This is a genomic window from Lentzea sp. NPDC054927, assembly GCF_053610285.1.
Window position 1 is genome coordinate 125340 of the sequence record NZ_JBSGXZ010000009.1, and the last position, 15973, is coordinate 141312.

General features: G+C 69.9%; 17 protein-coding genes. 13 read left to right on the forward strand and 4 right to left on the reverse strand.

The features are described from left to right. Positions 1-112: 112 nt before the first annotated feature. The 11 genes from ACWGE0_RS16755 (at position 113) to ACWGE0_RS16805 (ending at position 8474) form a co-directional block, all read left to right on the forward strand. Positions 113-262 (forward strand): hypothetical protein, encoded by a 150-nt coding sequence (locus tag ACWGE0_RS16755; protein ID WP_452261772.1) that lies wholly within the window; start codon positions 113-115, stop codon positions 260-262. Positions 263-310: 48 nt separating this feature from the next. Then, positions 311-859 (forward strand): peptide deformylase, encoded by a 549-nt coding sequence (def, locus tag ACWGE0_RS16760; protein ID WP_452261773.1) that lies wholly within the window; start codon positions 311-313, stop codon positions 857-859. Positions 860-861: 2 nt separating this feature from the next. Further along, positions 862-1788, forward strand: coding sequence for a methionyl-tRNA formyltransferase (gene fmt, locus ACWGE0_RS16765; protein ID WP_452261774.1), 927 nt, complete (start codon positions 862-864; stop codon positions 1786-1788). Between the two features lie 70 nt (positions 1789-1858). Continuing rightward, positions 1859-3325, forward strand: a complete 1467-nt coding sequence (locus tag ACWGE0_RS16770; protein ID WP_452261775.1) for an RsmB/NOP family class I SAM-dependent RNA methyltransferase — start codon at positions 1859-1861, stop codon at positions 3323-3325. A 136-nt stretch (positions 3326-3461) separates the two neighbouring features. After that, on the forward strand, positions 3462-3959 hold the full coding sequence (locus tag ACWGE0_RS16775) for a flavoprotein (RefSeq protein ID WP_452261776.1): 498 nt from the start codon (positions 3462-3464) through the stop codon (positions 3957-3959). 26 nt (positions 3960-3985) lie between these two features. Then, positions 3986-4651 (forward strand): ribulose-phosphate 3-epimerase, encoded by a 666-nt coding sequence (rpe, locus tag ACWGE0_RS16780; protein WP_452261777.1) that lies wholly within the window; start codon positions 3986-3988, stop codon positions 4649-4651. A 14-nt stretch (positions 4652-4665) separates the two neighbouring features. Then, entirely contained in the window at positions 4666-5649 is a 984-nt protein-coding gene (gene ribD / locus ACWGE0_RS16785; RefSeq protein ID WP_452261890.1) for a bifunctional diaminohydroxyphosphoribosylaminopyrimidine deaminase/5-amino-6-(5-phosphoribosylamino)uracil reductase RibD, read from the forward strand. An 8-nt stretch (positions 5650-5657) separates the two neighbouring features. Next, the gene (locus ACWGE0_RS16790; protein ID WP_452261778.1) at positions 5658-6278 is read left to right on the forward strand and encodes a riboflavin synthase; all 621 of its coding nucleotides are present in this window, start codon (positions 5658-5660) and stop codon (positions 6276-6278) included. Beyond that, positions 6275-7537, forward strand: a complete 1263-nt coding sequence (locus ACWGE0_RS16795; protein ID WP_452261779.1) for a bifunctional 3,4-dihydroxy-2-butanone-4-phosphate synthase/GTP cyclohydrolase II — start codon at positions 6275-6277, stop codon at positions 7535-7537. Before ACWGE0_RS16790 ends, ACWGE0_RS16795 begins: the two co-directional genes overlap by 4 nt. Next, entirely contained in the window at positions 7534-8031 is a 498-nt protein-coding gene (gene ribH, locus ACWGE0_RS16800) for a 6,7-dimethyl-8-ribityllumazine synthase (protein WP_452261780.1), read from the forward strand. The genes ACWGE0_RS16795 and ribH overlap by 4 nt, the downstream gene beginning before the upstream one ends. Continuing rightward, positions 8031-8474, forward strand: coding sequence for a PH domain-containing protein (locus tag ACWGE0_RS16805; RefSeq protein ID WP_452261781.1), 444 nt, complete (start codon positions 8031-8033; stop codon positions 8472-8474). The genes ribH and ACWGE0_RS16805 overlap by 1 nt, the downstream gene beginning before the upstream one ends. On the opposite strand, the gene ACWGE0_RS16810 is transcribed toward ACWGE0_RS16805, so the two are convergent. Then, positions 8471-8896 (reverse strand): DUF1761 domain-containing protein, encoded by a 426-nt coding sequence (locus ACWGE0_RS16810; protein WP_452261782.1) that lies wholly within the window; start codon positions 8894-8896, stop codon positions 8471-8473. The two genes, ACWGE0_RS16805 and ACWGE0_RS16810, sit on opposite strands and share 4 nt — an antisense overlap. 97 nt (positions 8897-8993) lie before the next feature. Here ACWGE0_RS16810 and ACWGE0_RS16815 point away from each other — a divergent pair, with 97 nt between their 5' ends. Beyond that, a complete protein-coding gene (locus tag ACWGE0_RS16815; RefSeq protein ID WP_452261783.1) occupies positions 8994-11048 on the forward strand; it encodes an ATP-binding protein in 2055 nt (684 codons plus the stop codon). Between the two features lie 23 nt (positions 11049-11071). On the opposite strand, the gene ACWGE0_RS16820 is transcribed toward ACWGE0_RS16815, so the two are convergent. Continuing rightward, positions 11072-13888 carry an aconitate hydratase gene (locus ACWGE0_RS16820; RefSeq protein WP_452261784.1) on the reverse strand — a complete coding sequence of 939 codons (2817 nt, stop codon included), beginning with the start codon at positions 13886-13888 and terminating at the stop codon, positions 11072-11074. A gap of 136 nt (positions 13889-14024) precedes the next feature. Continuing rightward, positions 14025-14741, reverse strand: coding sequence for a helix-turn-helix domain-containing protein (locus ACWGE0_RS16825; RefSeq protein ID WP_452261785.1), 717 nt, complete (start codon positions 14739-14741; stop codon positions 14025-14027). 206 nt (positions 14742-14947) lie between these two features. On the opposite strand from ACWGE0_RS16825, the gene ACWGE0_RS16830 reads away from it, so the two are divergent. Next, the gene (locus ACWGE0_RS16830; protein ID WP_452261786.1) at positions 14948-15490 is read left to right on the forward strand and encodes an alpha/beta fold hydrolase; all 543 of its coding nucleotides are present in this window, start codon (positions 14948-14950) and stop codon (positions 15488-15490) included. Here ACWGE0_RS16830 and ACWGE0_RS16835 read toward each other — a convergent pair. Then, positions 15474-15884: a hypothetical protein gene (locus ACWGE0_RS16835; RefSeq protein WP_452261787.1), complete on the reverse strand. Its 411-nt coding sequence runs from the start codon at positions 15882-15884 to the stop codon at positions 15474-15476. The genes ACWGE0_RS16830 and ACWGE0_RS16835 overlap by 17 nt on opposite strands. Positions 15885-15973: the final 89 nt, after the last annotated feature.

A 15973-nucleotide genomic window follows, 5' to 3' on the forward strand; every position in this document is an offset into this window, starting at 1 on the left:
GGTGTCCACCTTCCGGCCGAGTGTTGCACCCGATCTTCCTACCTCGGGCTGACGCAGGGTCGATACTCCGAGCCGATGTGGGCTGACCTGCACGAACGGCACAGTTCATGTCATGACGACACACACCGTTTCCAGCGCCCCGGCCGCCCACTTCGACTTCCACGCGCTGCTGCGCCCCGTGCTGACGGGCCTGCGGTTCACCGGCCACTTCCTCGTGGCGCTGGTGAGCGTGATCTTCCTCGGCAGCGCGTCAGAACACTGACCGCGCTCCTCGTAGACTGGCTCCCAGTCCACCACGAGGAGCACTGCGTTGACCGTCCAACCCATCCGCCTGTTCGGCGACCCGGTGCTGCGCACCGCCGCTGTCGAGGTCACCGACTTCGACAAGGAACTGCGCACCCTCGTCAAGGACCTGTGGGACTCGATGCAGGACGCCGGCGGAGCGGGACTCGCCGCGCCCCAGCTGGGCGTTGGGCTGCGCGTGTTCACCTACCACTGCGACGGCTTCGCGGGACACCTCGTCAACCCCACGTGGGAAGTGGTCGGCGAGGAGATGCAGGAAGGGCCCGAGGGCTGCCTGTCCATCCCCGGCATGTCGTGGGACTGCAAGCGCCACCTGCACGTCGTGGCGAAGGGCTGGAACATGCACGGTGAGCCCGTCGAGGTCGAAGGCACCGAGACGCTGGCCCGCTGCATCCAGCACGAGACGGACCACCTCGACGGTGTGCTGTTCCTCGACCGCCTCGACGCCGAGACGCGCAAGGTGGCGATGAGGGAGATCCGGCAGTCCGAGTGGTTCGACGGTACGGTCCCCACCTTGAAGCAGAGCCCGCACCCACTCTTCGGCAGGTCCAGCTGACCATGCGACTCGTGTTCGCCGGTACGCCCGAGGTCGCACTTCCCTCGCTGCGCGCCCTCATCGACTCCTCCCGCCACGACGTCGTCGCCGTGGTCACGCGCCCCGACGCCCCCTCGGGCCGCGGCCGCAAGCTGGAACGCTCACCCGTCGGCGCGCTCGCCGACGAGCACGGCATCGAGGTGCTGACGCCCGCGAAGGCCGGTGACCCCGAGTTCCTGGACCGCCTGCGCGCGCTCGAACCCGACCTCTGCCCGGTCGTGGCCTACGGCAACCTGCTGCCGCAGCGGACGCTCGACGTCCCGAAGTTCGGCTGGGTCAACCTCCACTTCTCCGTGCTGCCCGCGTGGCGCGGCGCCGCGCCGGTGCAGGCCTCCGTGCGCAACGGCGACGACATCACGGGCGCCTCGACCTTCCGCATCGTCAAGGAACTCGACGCCGGCCCGGTGTTCGGCGTGGTGACCGAGAAGGTGCGCGAGCGCGACACCTCCGGCGACCTGCTGACCCGGCTGTCCGAGTCCGGTGCCCACCTCCTCCTGTCCACTGTGGACGGCATCGAGGACGGCACGCTGCGCGCCGTCGACCAGCCCTCCGACGGCGTCACCTACGCCGCCAAGATCTCCGTCGAGGACGCACGCCTCGACTTCTCCACGCCCGCCGTGGCGATCGACCGCCTGGCACGCGCCGTGACGCCGGAACCCGGCGCGTGGGCCGAGTTCCGGGGCGAGCGGCTGAAGCTCGGCCCCGTGACGCCGGTGGACGACGTGACGCTGCCGGCCGGCGAGATCCTCGTCGAACGCAAGCGCGTGCTCGTGGGCACGGCGACCACCGCCGTGGCCCTCGGCGAGGTCCAGGCGCAGGGCAAGAAGCGCATGGCCGCCACCGACTGGGCCCGCGGCGTGCGCATCGAAGCAGGGGAGCGCATCGCATGACGCGCTCCGACATGCAGGCCGGCACGAACTCGGCGCGCGTCGTGCGCGCCGGAGCAGGGGAGTACAGCTCATGACCGGCCACTCGCGCGGAGCCTCCAAGCCTTCCCGCCCGCAACGACCCCATCCGCCGCGCCGGCGCACCGGACCCACCCGGCCGCCCGTGGAGGACCCGGCACGCCTCGCCGCGCTGGAGACGCTGCGCGCGGTGCGGCAACGCGACGCGTACGCGAACCTCGTGCTGCCGCAGATGCTGCGCGACCGCCGCATCACCGGCCGTGACGCGGCACTGGCCACCGAGCTCACCTACGGCTCGGCGCGCGCCCAGGGCCTGCTCGACGCCGTCATCGAGGCGTGCTCCGACCGCCCGCTGTCCGAAGTGGACGGTTCGGCTCTCGACGCGCTGCGGCTCGGTGCGTATCAGCTGCTGCGCACCCGCATTCCGGCACACGCGGCGGTCGCCTCGACCGTCGACCTCGTCCGGGCCGAGCTCGGATCCGGGATCGCGGGCTTCGTCAACGCCGTCCTGCGCCGGGTCGCGGAGCAGGACGAGGCGGCGTGGGTCGACGAGCTCGCGCCCGACCCGGACACCGACCCGGTCGGCAACCTGGCCTTCACCCACGCCCACCCGCGCTGGATCGCGCAGGCGTTCGCGGAGGCCCTCGGCAGCCGCGAGGAGCCGCTGAAGCGCGCCCTGGAAGCCGACGACGCCAGGCCGGCCGTGCACCTGGTGGCACGTCCGGGCGAGGTGAGCGCCGACGAGCTCGCCGCCATCACCGGCGGCGACGTGGCGCCGTACTCGCCCTACGGCGTGCACCTGGAGGCAGGGGCGGGCGACCCGGGCGATCTCGAGCCCGTCCGGGAACGCCTCGCCAACGTCCAGGACGAGGGCAGCCAGCTCTGCGCTCTGGCCCTGACACGCGCGCCTCTCCAGAGTGGTGACAAAGAGGGCGGTGACAACGGAGGCACTGACGACCGCTGGCTGGACCTCTGCGCCGGCCCTGGCGGCAAGGCCGCTCTGCTGGCCGCACTGGTCGGCATCGAAGGCGGCGAGCTGATCGCCGTCGAGAAGGCGCCCCACCGCGCCGAGCTCGTGCGCAAGCTCACCTCAGGCCTGCCGGTGACCGTGCACGTGGCCGACGGCCTCGAGACCGACTTCGTCGAAGGGGCGTTCGACCGGGTACTGGTCGACGCGCCCTGCACCGGTCTCGGTGCCCTGCGCCGGCGCCCGGAGGCGCGGTGGAGGCGCCAGCCCACCGACGTCGCCACGCTCACGAAGCTGCAGCGCGAGCTGCTCACCGAGGCGTTGCGACTGGTGCGTCCTGGCGGCGTGGTCGCTTATGTCGTGTGCTCACCTCATCTCTCTGAGACCGTCGGGGTGGTGACGGACGTCGCGCGGCGGACCGAGGTGGAAGTGCTGGACGCGCGGGAGTTCTTCCCGGGAGTTCCGGACCTCGGGGAAGGGCCGCACGTTCAGCTCTGGCCTCATCTGCACGGCACCGACGCGATGTTCTGCGCGGTGCTGCGACGCCCTGTTTGAGCGCTCGTGAAGGACGCTAGCGACGGGGTCCGACAGGTTCGGGCCCCGTCGGCTCGGCAAGGGGTGCAACGGCCTTCAGGTTCACTGGTTCGGGTGACGGCGGAGGGGCCGGGCCGCCCGACCTAAGATCGTCACCATGACACGTGGGCTGCTCGGACTGGTCGCAAGTGGGTGCGGCGGCGTCGAGAACTGGTTCCGCACGGAGCTGGCGGAACCGGCCGCGCAACGCGGCTGGCGCCTGGCCATCACGCTCACGCCGGCGGTCGTCCCGTGGTTCGAGGAGGCGGGCGAGCTGGACAAGTTGCAGGCCCTCACGGACCTGGAGATCCGCTGGAACCCCAGGATGCCGAGCCAGCCCAAGCCCTACCCCACGCCGGACGCGTTCATCTTCGCCCCGGCCAGCGCGAACTCCGTGGCGAAGCTGGCGCTGGGCATCGGCGACAACCAGGCGCTGACCGCGCTCAACGAGGCCATCGGCGTCGAGAACTGCAAGGTCGTCGTCATGCCCCAGGCGAACGCGGACAAGCGGCGTCACCCGATGTGGAACACCCACGTCTCGACGCTCACCATGGCGGGTGTCGTGGTGGTCACTGACGAGGCTCCCGGCAGGCTGCTCGACCTGCTGGACACCTAGACTTCACCCTTGTGGTCCACACGCCGATGATCGCCCCCAGCATCCTGTCCGCCGACTTCGCGCGCCTCGCCGACGAGCTCGCCTCGGTGCCCACGTCGGACTGGATCCACGTCGACGTCATGGACAACCACTTCGTGCCGAACCTGACCCTCGGCCTGCCGGTGGTGAAGTCGCTGCTCAAGGTGACCGACATCCCGATCGACTGCCACCTGATGATCGAAGACCCGGACCGCTGGGCCGTCGAGTACGCCGAGGCGGGCGCGTACAACGTCACCGTGCACGTCGAGGCGGCGCAGGACCCGGTCAAGCTCGCCCAGAACCTCCGGGCCGCGGGCGCGAAAGCCGGCCTGAGCGTCAAGCCCGGTACGCCGCTGGAGCCGTACGTCGACGTGCTCAAGCACTACGACACGCTGCTGGTCATGTCGGTCGAGCCGGGCTTCGGCGGGCAGAAGTTCATGGCGGACGTGCTCGAGAAGGTGCGCCAGGCGCGGCGCCTGGTCGACACCGGGCACCTCAAGCTGATCGTCGAGATCGACGGCGGCATCAACGCCGACACGATCGAGCAGGCCGCGCAGGCCGGAGTGGACTGCTTCGTCGCCGGGTCCGCCGTGTACGACGCCGCCGACCCCGGCAAGGCCGTCGAGGCACTGCGCGCCCAGGCAGCCCGGGCCCAGCCAGCCGGTACCCCGTGACGCCCGAGGACGCGATGGCGCTCGCCATCGCGGAGAGCGAGCGGGTGCGGGGCACCACCAGCCCCAACCCGCCCGTCGGGTGCGTCATCCTGGACGCGAGCGGCAGAGCCGTCGGGTTCGGTGCCACGCAGCCCATCGGTGGTCCGCACGCCGAGGTCATGGCACTCAAGGAAGCGGGCACGAAGGCACAGGGCGGCACGGCCGTGGTCACCCTTGAGCCGTGTTCGCACTACGGCCTCACGCCGCCGTGCACCGAAGCGCTCCAGGAAGCCGGCATCAAGCACGTCATCCACGCCCTCAGCGACCCGAACCCCAGGGCGGCGGGCGGCGCGGCACGCCTGGAAGAGGCCGGCATCACCGTCGAGAGCGGCGTTCTCGCAACGGAAGTCAGCAAGGGACCCCTCAGGGCGTGGCTGCACTACGCGCGCACGGGGCGTCCGCACGTCACGTGGAAGTACGCGGCGTCGCTCGACGGACGGATCGCGGCACCGGACGGCACCAGCCAGTGGATCAGCTCGGAGACCTCCCGCAAGGAGGTCCACGACATGCGCACCAAGCTCGACGCGATCATCGTCGGCGGCAACACCGTCCGGAAGGACGACCCGGCGCTGACGGCCAGGGACGCCGACGGAATTCCGCTGGCCCGCCAGCCGTTGCCGGTGGTCGTGGGCATGAGCGACCTGCCGGATGGAGCCAAACTCCAGCACACCGCGCTACACCTGCGCACGCACGACCCCGACGACGTCCTGACCGCACTGGCGGCCCGTGGCGTGGTGGACGTGCTGCTGGAGGGTGGTGCAACCGTGGCTGGTGCGTTCTGGCGTGCTGGAAGGATCGATCGCGTGCTCGCCTACATCGCGCCAACGCTGCTCGGGAACGGTCCCGCCGCGGTGCTGGACGCGGGCGTGTCAACCATCACGGACGCTGTCCGGTTGACCGTCGAAGACGTCACCATGAGCGGACCGGACTTGCGGATCAGCGCGGTTCCGCAAACTTAGGAGGAGCGGTGTTCACCGGGATCGTCGAGGAACTCGGCCACGTGGTCGCGACGCAGGACCTGCCGGACGCGGCACGGATCCGCATCGCCGGGCCCGTCGTGACCAGCGACGCCAAGCACGGCGACTCCATCGCGGTGAACGGCGTCTGCCTCACCGTCGTGGAGGTCGAGAACAACACCTTCACCGCTGACGTGATGCGCGAGACCCTCGTGCGCAGCAGCCTCGCGAAGATCGCGGAGGGCGACAAGGTCAACCTGGAGCGCGCGGCCGCGGTCGGCCAGCGCCTCGGCGGCCACATCGTGCAGGGCCACGTCGACGGCACCGGCCTGATCCTCGCGCGGGAGAAGGCCGAGCACTGGGAGATCGTCCACATCGGACTGCCTCCGACCCTCGCGCGTTATGTCGTGGAGAAGGGCTCGATCACGGTCGACGGCGTCTCGCTGACGGTCGTGAGCGTGTCCGAGGACCAGTTCTCCGTGAGCCTGATCCCGACCACGCTCGACCTCACCACCCTGGGGCACCGCATGCCGGGCTCCGTGGTGAACCTGGAGGTCGACGTGCTGGCCAAGTACGTTGAACGACTGGCGATCCCGCACCTGCGGGCCATCGCGGGCGAGGAGGCCCAGTGAGCACCGACTTCGCTGAGATCGAGCGGGCGATCAAGGACATCGCCGCCGGGCGGCCCGTCGTCGTGGTCGATGACGAGGACCGCGAGAACGAGGGCGACCTGATCTTCGCCGCCGAGAAGGCGACGCCGGAACTGCTCGCGTTCATGGTGCGCTACACGTCCGGCTACATCTGCGTGCCGCTCACCGAGTCCGACTGCGACCGCCTCGACCTGCCGCCGATGTTCCACACGAACCAGGACGTGCGCGGCACCGCGTACACGGTCACGGTGGACGCGCGTGAGGGCGTCAGCACCGGTATCTCGGCCGCGGACCGCGCCCGCACGATCAGGCTGCTCGCCGACCCGACCTCGAAGGCCAGCGACTTCAACCGTCCCGGCCACGTCGTGCCGTTGCGCGCCAAGGCCGGTGGCGTGCTGCGCCGTCCTGGTCACACCGAGGCCGCCATCGACCTGGCGCGCCTGGCCGGGTTGTCGCCGGCGGGTGTGCTCTGCGAGATCGTGTCGCAGAAGGACGAGGGCGACATGGCCCGCCGCGACGAGCTGGAAGTGTTCGCCGCGGACCACGACCTCGCGATCATCACGATCGCCGACTTGATCGCGTATCGCCGCCGGGTCGAGACCCAGGTCGAACGCGTCGCGGAGGCACGGATCCCGACCGCGCACGGCGTGTTCACCGCCGTTGGCTACGACAGCCTGCTCGACGGCATCGAGCACGTCGCGCTGGTGTACGGCGAGATCGGCGACGGCGAGGACGTGCTGGTGCGCGTGCACTCCGAATGCCTCACCGGTGACGTGCTCGGCTCGTTGCGCTGTGACTGCGGCCCCCAGCTCGACGCGGCGATGGAAGCCGTTGCGGCACAAGGACGTGGCGTCGTGCTGTACATGCGCGGCCACGAGGGTCGCGGCATCGGCCTGATGCACAAGCTGCAGGCCTACCAGCTGCAGGACCAGGGCGCGGACACCGTGGACGCGAACCTGGCGCAGGGCCTGCCCGCCGACGCGCGCGACTACGGCACCGGCGCGCAGATCCTGGTGGACCTCGGCATCAAGTCCATGCGGCTGCTGACGAACAACCCCGCGAAACGCGTGGGCCTCGAGGCTGGCTACGGTCTCCGGGTGCTGGACCGGGTGCCGCTGCCGATCTCCCCGAACCCGGAGAACCTGCGGTACCTGCGCACCAAGCGCGACCGGATGGGTCACGAACTGCACCAGCTGGAGCAGTACGAGACCGTCGTTTCCGCTACGGAGGACCAGGAATGAGCGGCGAGGGCCGTCCAGAACAGACCCCGCTCGACGGCAAGGGCCTGAGCGTCGCGATCGCCGCGACGCGCTGGAACAGCAAGATCACCGACCAGCTCCTCGACCGCGCGCTCAAGGCGGCGCAGGACGCGGGCTGCGTCGACACGACCGTCGTGCGTGTGGCGGGGGCGATCGAGCTTCCCGTTGTGGTGCAGGAACTCGCGCGCCACCACGACGCCGTCGTCGCGCTGGGCGTGGTGATCCGCGGTGGCACCCCGCACTTCGAGTACGTGTGCGACTCGGTGACCGACGGGCTCACGCGCGTTGCGCTCGACGAGTCGACGCCGGTCGGCAACGGCGTGCTGACGGTGAACACCGAGGAGCAGGCACTGGCGCGCGCCGGTCTGCCGGACTCGGTGGAGGACAAGGGTTACGAGGCGACCGTCGCCGCGATCGACACGGCACTGGTGCTGCGCGGCCTGCGTCAGCCGTGGACCGAGCGAGGTTTCGAGTGATGACCGCGGAAGCGAACGCGATCGTGTTGCGCCCCAAGAAGATCCGCCGGGTCGCGTGGGCGTGCGCGATCGGCCTGGTCGCCGTGTTCACCGTCGTCGGGCTGCTGCTGGGCAACACCCCGACCGGAGTGATCTTCCGGACCTCCGACCAGGTCGCGATGATCGTCCTGGGCTTCCTGCTGGCGGGCGGCGTGCTGCTGCTGACCCGCCCGCGCGTCACCGCCGATGCCTCAGGTGTCGACGTGCGCAACGTCGTGACGTCGCACCACTTCGAGTGGAACGACGTGCTCTCGGTGAGCTTCCCGGACGGCGCCGCGTGGGCCCGCCTGGAGCTGCCGGAGGACGAGTACATCTCGGTCATGGCCGTGCAGGCCGTGGACCGCGATTACGCCGTCTCGTCCGTGCGTGCCCTGCGTGAGCTGCACAAGGCAGCGCACCACTAGACCCACTGACCCAGGATCGCTCCCGCGAGGGCGAGTCCGACGATGTGGTAGCCCGCGCCGATGACCGCGAAGGTCATGGGCGCGGGCTTCGTCATGTCATAGGTGCCGGTCACGAACATGACCGGAAGCGCGATGCCGACGCCGACCACCAGGCCGAGCAGGATGCCTTCCATGATGTTGTCCGTCCCGGACGCGGCTCCGATCATGGCGGTGGCGAGGGTGGCGGCGAAGCAGGTGACGAGCGGGACGGCGTAGATGCCGGCACCCGCGTTCTCCGGTGGGTTGAGGTCCCAGCCGGCGGCCCGTTGCCAGGCCTTGCCGAAGGCGAATTCGGCGTACCACAACGCACCTAACGCGAAGTACGCGATTGTGGCCACGATGACGGCCAACCAGTTCAGGTCGCCGAGCACGGTCAAGCTCATGAGGGTCTCCCGCGGTGATCAGGATGCCTTGGCATCGCGGGGTGACAGTTCACCGTTACCAGAACATCATTCGCGCACAAACCACTACCGTGGGCTGATGCGCAACGAGGCGAACTCGTCCTCGATGAGGGACGTGGTCCAGATCGGCACGATGCACGGTGACGTGCATGCGGGCGGCGGCTCGCGGCTGGTGCCGCACCAGGTACCGGTGGTGCGAGGGCGGTTCACGGGACGGGAGACGGAACTCGGGCGGATTCGGGCGGCAGACCTGGTTCTGATCACCGGCGCCGGTGGGGTCGGCAAGACCTGGCTCGCCTGGCGCTGGGCGGAGCAGCACGCCGAGGAGTTCCCGGACGGGCAGCTGTACGTGAACCTGCGCGGGTTCGACCCGAGCACCGAACGGATGTCGCCGGACACCGCGGTGTGCTGCTTCCTCGGCGCGCTCGGGGTGACACCGCTGCCCGGCGGCAGGCAGGCGCGGTACGGCCTGTACCAGAGTCTTGTGGCGCAACGCAGAATGCTGATCGTCCTGGACAACGCGGCGTCCTCGGAGCAGGTCGTGCCGCTGTTGCCGGGTGGGTCCGCGTGCACCGTCCTGGTGACCAGCCGGCGGCACCTCACCGGGCTGATCAGCGCTCATGGCGCCGAGCCGGTCGCGGTAGACGTCCTGGATCCGGCCGCTGCCCGGCGGTTGCTGGTGGCACGGGTCGGTGAGGCGGAACCGCTGGCATTGGACGACGTCCTGGACAGCTGCGGTGGTCTGCCGCTAGCGCTCAGCGTGGTGGCCGCCCAGCTCGCGTTGCGCCCGAACGCCAGCCTCGCCGACTTCGCCCGGAAACTGCGGGAGCGGCGGCTGGAGACGTTGAACAGCGGGGAGAGCCATGCCGACGTGCGTTCGGCGTTGTCCTGCTCCTATCAGGTGGTGACGCCTCCGGCGGCGCGGCTGTTCCGGCTCATGGGCCGCGTCCCGGGCCCGGACATCGGCGTTCCTGGTGCGGCCGCGCTGCTCGGGGTCGCGCGGGACGAGGCCGCCGTGTTGCTCGGCGAACTGGAGCACCTGCACCTCGTTCAGCAGCACCAGACGGACCGCTACCGCATGCACGACCTCATCCGGCTTTACGCGGGAGAGTTGGCCGAGTCCGACGAGGAGGTGCCGCTGCGGCGGCTGGCGGGCTTCTACCTCCACACCGGCTTCACCGCGCACCGGTCGCTCAACCCGGCGCGTCCGGTGATCGAGATCGGAGACCCGGTGCCGGGCAGCGGCCCGCTGACGATCACGGACCCGGACGAGGCACTGACGTGGTTCGCCGAGGAGCACGGCAACCTGCTCGCGATTCAGCGTGTCGCGACCGACCAGGTCGTCTGGCGGCTGGCGTGGGTGATGGACACGTTTCACCAGATGCGGGGCCATTTCCCGGAGACCCACCAGGCCTGGCTGGCCGGTCTCGCCGCGGCGGAGCGCCTGGGTGATCCGGTCATCCGGGTCCACGCTCGGCGCCTGCTCGGCAACGCGTGCATTCATCTCGGAGATCACGCCGAGGGAAGAGCGCACTTGGAGACGGCGCTGGAACTGGCCGAGAAGTCCGCGGACGTGCTCGGTCAGGCGCAGACGCACTACCTGCTCACCAGGGCGGCGCAGCTGCGCGGGGGCGCGGACGGCGAGGCGCTGGCGCACGCTCGCCGTTCCCTCGCTCTGTTCGAAGCACTGGGCATGCCTGCCCAGCAGGTGACTTTGCTGGGTACCGTCGCGGTCCTCGAGGTGAGTCTCGGCCGGCTCGACGACGCCCGCGTCCACGCCGAGGCGGCGATGGCGATCAACCGCGACCTCGCCCCCGACTCCCGCAGCACCGACGCGGGTCTCGAGCCGCTCGGCGACATCGCCGCCGGCGAGGGTGATCACGAGCTGGCACTGCGGTTCTACCGGCAGGCCGCCGAGCAGTTGAGCGCGCACGGCTTCAGCCACGGTGTGGCCGGCACGTATGAAAGCATCGCACGCTCCGAGCGCGCGCTCGGCAGGGACGAGGAAGCGCGGATCGCCTGGCAGCGGGCGCTGGAGCTGTACGAGGCTCAGCGCCGCCTCTCCGACGCCGTGCGCGTCCGGACCTTGCTGGAAGCCCTGGAACGCGACGAGGGCCGCTCACCTGAGCGGTGAGCGGCCCTCGTCGTTGGAACTGACTAGCTGCGGACCATCTTGCGCAGCACGTACTGCATGATGCCGCCGTTGCGGTAGTAGTCGGCCTCACCGGGCGTGTCGATGCGGACGACCGCGTCGAACTCGACCTTGGAGCCGTCGGCCTTCGTGGCGGTCACGTGGACCGTCGACGGCGTGGTGCCGTTGTTCAGCTCCGTGACGCCGGTGAAGTCGAACGTCTCGGTGCCGTCCAGGCCCAGCGACGCGGCGTTCTCACCGGCCGGGTACTGCAGCGGCATGACGCCCATGCCGATCAGGTTCGAGCGGTGGATGCGCTCGTAGGACTCGGCGATGACGGCGCGGACGCCGAGCAGCGAGGTGCCCTTGGCCGCCCAGTCGCGCGACGAACCCGAGCCGTACTCCTTGCCCGCGAGGACGACCAGCGGGACGCCGGCCTCCGCGTAGGCGACCGAGGCGTCGTAGATCGTCGTCTGCGGGGCGTCGTCGGCCAGGAAGTTGCGGGTGAAGCCGCCCTGGACGTCGTCGAGCAGCAGGTTGCGCAGGCGGATGTTCGCGAACGTGCCGCGGATCATCACCTCGTGGTTGCCGCGGCGGGAGCCGTAGGAGTTGAAGTCCTTGCGCTCCACGCCGTGCTCGGTCAGGTACTTGCCCGCGGGCGAGTCGGCCTTGATCGAACCGGCGGGGGAGATGTGGTCGGTGGTGACCGAGTCGCCCAGCAGCGCCAGCACGCGGGCACCCGAGATGTCGGTGACCGGCTTCGGCTCCATCTCCATGCCCTCGAAGTACGGGGGCTTGCGCACGTAGGTGGACTCGGCGTCCCACTCGAACGTGTTGCCGGTCGGCGTGGGCAGCGACTGCCAGCGCTCGTCGCCGGAGAACACGTTCTTGTAGCCCTTGGTGAAGCCCTCCGCGGAGATCGAGGTCGAGATGACCTCGGCGATCTCGGCCGGGGTCGGCCAGATCTCGGAGAGGTACACCGGCTTGCCGTCCGGGTCGAACGCGAGCGGCTCGGTGGTGATGTCCTTGTCCATCGAACCGGCCAGCGCGTACGCCACGACGAGCGGCGGCGACGCGAGGTAGTTCATCTTGATGTCCGGGTTGATCCGGCCCTCGAAGTTGCGGTTGCCGGACAGCACCGAGACGACCGCGAGGTCGCCTTCCTGCACGCCCGCCGAGATCTCGTCCTGCAGCGGGCCCGAGTTGCCGATGCAGGTGGTGCAGCCGTAGCCGACCAGGTGGAAGCCGAGCTTCTCCAGGTACGGCATGAGGCCGGCGCGCTCGTAGTAGTCCATGACGACCTTCGAGCCCGGCGCGAGGGTCGTCTTGACCCACGGCTTGCGCTCGAGGCCGCGCTCGACTGCCTTCTTGGCCAGCAGGGCGGCGCCCAGCATCACGGACGGGTTCGAGGTGTTGGTGCACGACGTGATCGCGGCGATCGCGACGGCGCCGTGGTCGAGCTCGAACTCGGCCCCGTCGAGGGTGACCTTGATCGGGTTCGACACGCGGCCGGTGGCACCCTCGGCGGCGGACTGGAACACCTTCGGCGCGCCGGAGCCGTTCTGGCCCTCGTGGATGGCCGCGGGGTCGCTCGCGGGGAAGGACTCGTCGACGGCCTCGTCCACACCGGACAGCTCCGCGGACTCGGTGTGCGCGACGTAGGCGCCCAGAGCCTGGCGGAACGACTCCTTGGCGTTGGTCAGCTCGATGCGGTCCTGCGGGCGCTTCGGGCCGGCGATGGACGGGACGACCGTCGCCAGGTCGAGCTCCAGCGTCTCGGAGTACACGGCCTCGCGGGACGGGTCGTGCCAGAGGCCCTGTTCCTTGGCGTAGGCCTCGACGAGCGCGATCTGCTCCTCGGACCGGCCGGTCAGGCGCAGGTAGTCGATGGTCTCGCCGTCGATCGGGAAGATGCCGACCGTGGAGCCGAACTCCGGCGACATGTTGCCGATCGTGGCGCGGTTCGCCAGCGGCACCGCGCCGACGCCCTCGCCGTAGAACTCGACGAACTTGCCGACGACGCCCTGCTTGCGCAGCATCTCGGTGATCGTGAGCACCAGGTCGGTGGCGGTGGCGCCGGGGGGCAGCTCACCGGAGAGCTTGAAGCCCACCACGCGCGGGATCAGCATGGAGACCGGCTGGCCGAGCATCGCGGCCTCGGCCTCGATGCCGCCGACGCCCCAGCCCAGCACGCCGATGCCGTTGACCATCGTGGTGTGCGAGTCGGTGCCCACCAGCGTGTCCGGGTACGCCTGGCCGTTGCGGACCATGACGACGCGGGCCAGGTGCTCGATGTTGACCTGGTGCACGATGCCGGTGCCGGGCGGGACGACCTTGAACTCGTCGAACGCGGTCTGGCCCCAGCGCAGGAACTGGTAGCGCTCCTTGTTGCGCTGGTACTCCAGGTCGACGTTCAGCTCGAACGCGTCCGGCCGGCCGAAGATGTCGGCGATGACCGAGTGGTCGATCACGAGCTCGGCGGGAGCGAGCGGGTTCACCTTCTCGGCGTCGCCGCCCAGCTGGGTCACGGCCTCGCGCATGGTGGCGAGGTCGACGACGCAGGGCACACCGGTGAAGTCCTGCATCACGACGCGGGCAGGCGTGAACTGGATCTCGGTGTTCGGCTCGGCGGCCGGGTCCCAGGAAGCGAGAGCGCGCACGTGGTCGGCGGTGATGTTCGCGCCGTCCTCGGTCCGCAGCAGGTTCTCCAGCAGGATCTTCAGGCTGAACGGCAGACGCTCGGCGCCCTCCACGGCGCTCAGCCGGAACACCTCGTACGAGGCGTCGCCGACGTTGAGCGTGCCGCGGGCGCCGAAGCTGTCCTTGCTAGCTGGTGCAGTCACGTGCAACTCCATCTGGTGACAGCGCGGTGGTCAGTTCGGGGTACGGGGAGAGTCTTCCTCAAGCGGTTGACCGCTGCCCCTCGACCCCAAACAGTACGCTTGTCCTGTAAGCCGCTTCAAGCAAGGTTGCCCTAAGTCACTGATCGGCCCGGTACTCGCCCGGTGACCTGCCCGTGAACCTCTTGAACGCGGCGCTGAACGCGCTGTCGGTCCGGTAGCCGACCGCGGTGGCGATCGAGGCGACCGTGCCGGTGGTGTCCCGGAGCCTGCGGGTGGCCTCGTGCATGCGCAGGCGGAGCAGGTAGTCGAGCGGTGTCATGCCCACGGTCTCCTTGAACCGCAGGAAGAACGTGGACCGCGACATCGCGGCCGTGCAGGCCAGCTCGCTGACCGTCCACGGGTGCTGGAGGTTGTCGTGCAACGCCTTGAGTGCCGGCCCGAGCTGGGGGTGCGACTCGGGGGTGAGCGCGTGGTCGCGCAGGACCTGGAGCAGCAACACCTGGGAGAGGCGGTCGAGGATCATCTTGCCGCCGTCGATCTCGGTCCTGATGAGCTCGATGGTCGCCTCGGCCGTGCCGGTGTGGGCCCGGACGTGGATGACCGGCGGCAGGACCTCGAGCAGCCGCGCGGTTTCCTGTTCGCAGGTGAAGCCCGCGCCGAGCAGCGTCGTGTCGTGACCCTCGCCGACGTACGCCGTGTCGCGGGGCGTGCCGTTCTCGTCGTCGTAGACCGTTGCCGCGAACACCGACGGCGTGTCCGGATCCGCGGCGATGCGGTACGGCCGCCGCCCGGCGACGACGTAGCAGTCGCCCTGCTCGGCCCAGAAGCTCTCGTTCCCGACCGTGACGTGCACGCGGCCCTGGTGTCCTGAGTCGCTGGTTCACGGTCAGCCTGTGGCGTGTGCAAGTACCACCAACTCAAGATCATCGGGCGTGTAACTACACCCAACCGACCGGCGTGCTCCGGCGGTCACGGACCGCGGACCTGCTTGTTGGGTGTAGTTACAGGCGATTTGATCAAGAGTTGGCGGTACTTGCAGATGCCACCCAGCCAGACGGGATGACTGGCTGCGAACTTGCGACTCAGGACACTGGACGACCACCTCCACCCGCAGGTCCAGCCACCCGGCGAAGTGCAGCGCCCACCGCCCGCACGCGTGCAGAGGCGTCGCGACGGCCCAGTTCACGCTCAACGTCGACAGGACGTGCTCGAGCGGGTTCACAGCTCGGACTCTCCCGACAGGACGGCGGACTCTCGCTGCTGGTTGCAGCTGATCTTGCCTGGTTGGCGTACGAGCCGGGGACGAAGATGCTGGACGCGTTGCCGCGGGAGTTCCTGTTCGCCGACGTGCCGGACGAGCTGGCTTCGTGGGCTGCCGGGCGGTTGCGGCCGCAGAGCGCGAGGGTGTTCGAGGAGCCGGTGACGGCGGCGGCCTGGCAGACGGTGCCGACCACGTCGATCGTGTGCTCGGACGACGTGATCTTCCCGCCGGTGTTCGCGGAACGGCTGCGGGCGCGTGGTGCGCTGGAACTGCCGGGGTCGCACTCGCCGTTCCTGTCGCGGCCTGCCGAGCTGGCCGAGTTGATCAGCTCAGCAGGATGACCGCGAACGTGATCAGCATCAGCACCTTGAAGCCTTCGAGGGCGATGTAGACGAGGTGCGTGCTCGACTTGGGCGGGGTTTCGCCCGAGATGATGGTCGCGGCCCTGGCTTCCAGCCGGGGCCGCAGCGCTGTCACCTGGACGGCCAGGGTGAGCGCGAGCGCGATGAGCAGAATCGTGGCCGCGAGCGGGCGTGGGGCGAGGGCGAACGTGACCGCGGTGGCGGCGGCAAGCACGATCTCCGCCGCGTTCAGGGCGCGGAACACCAGCCGGCCGATGCCGAGACCCAGCGGCAGCGTGATGCCGGGCGCGCGGAACTTCAGCGGCGCCTCGATCGAGATCGCCACGACCATGCCGAGCCAGATGCAGGCTGTGGCGAGCGGTGCCAGTGTCATGAGCGGTCATCTTGCTCCTCGGCGCCGGCGAGGACCGGGGCCGGGGGCTGTGCGCGCTTTACGCCGCGTTGGGCCGCGCGTGGCTATCT

Excerpts from the sequence above, each read along its gene's own strand:
- ACWGE0_RS16755 (WP_452261772.1), top strand. The coding sequence starts at position 113 with ATGACGACACACACCGTTTCCAGCGCCCCGGCCGCCCACTTCGACTTC.
- fmt (WP_452261774.1), top strand. The coding sequence starts at position 862 with ATGCGACTCGTGTTCGCCGGTACGCCCGAGGTCGCACTTCCCTCGCTG.
- ACWGE0_RS16770 (WP_452261775.1), top strand. The coding sequence starts at position 1,859 with ATGACCGGCCACTCGCGCGGAGCCTCCAAGCCTTCCCGCCCGCAACGA.
- ACWGE0_RS16775 (WP_452261776.1), top strand. The coding sequence starts at position 3,462 with ATGACACGTGGGCTGCTCGGACTGGTCGCAAGTGGGTGCGGCGGCGTC.
- rpe (WP_452261777.1), top strand. The coding sequence starts at position 3,986 with ATGATCGCCCCCAGCATCCTGTCCGCCGACTTCGCGCGCCTCGCCGAC.
- ribD (WP_452261890.1), top strand. The coding sequence starts at position 4,666 with ATGGCGCTCGCCATCGCGGAGAGCGAGCGGGTGCGGGGCACCACCAGC.
- ribH (WP_452261780.1), top strand. The coding sequence starts at position 7,534 with ATGAGCGGCGAGGGCCGTCCAGAACAGACCCCGCTCGACGGCAAGGGC.
- ACWGE0_RS16805 (WP_452261781.1), top strand. The coding sequence starts at position 8,031 with ATGACCGCGGAAGCGAACGCGATCGTGTTGCGCCCCAAGAAGATCCGC.
- ACWGE0_RS16810 (WP_452261782.1), bottom strand. The coding sequence starts at position 8,896 with ATGAGCTTGACCGTGCTCGGCGACCTGAACTGGTTGGCCGTCATCGTG.
- ACWGE0_RS16815 (WP_452261783.1), top strand. The coding sequence starts at position 8,994 with ATGCGCAACGAGGCGAACTCGTCCTCGATGAGGGACGTGGTCCAGATC.
- ACWGE0_RS16830 (WP_452261786.1), top strand. The coding sequence starts at position 14,948 with ATGACTGGCTGCGAACTTGCGACTCAGGACACTGGACGACCACCTCCA.
- ACWGE0_RS16835 (WP_452261787.1), bottom strand. The coding sequence starts at position 15,884 with ATGACACTGGCACCGCTCGCCACAGCCTGCATCTGGCTCGGCATGGTC.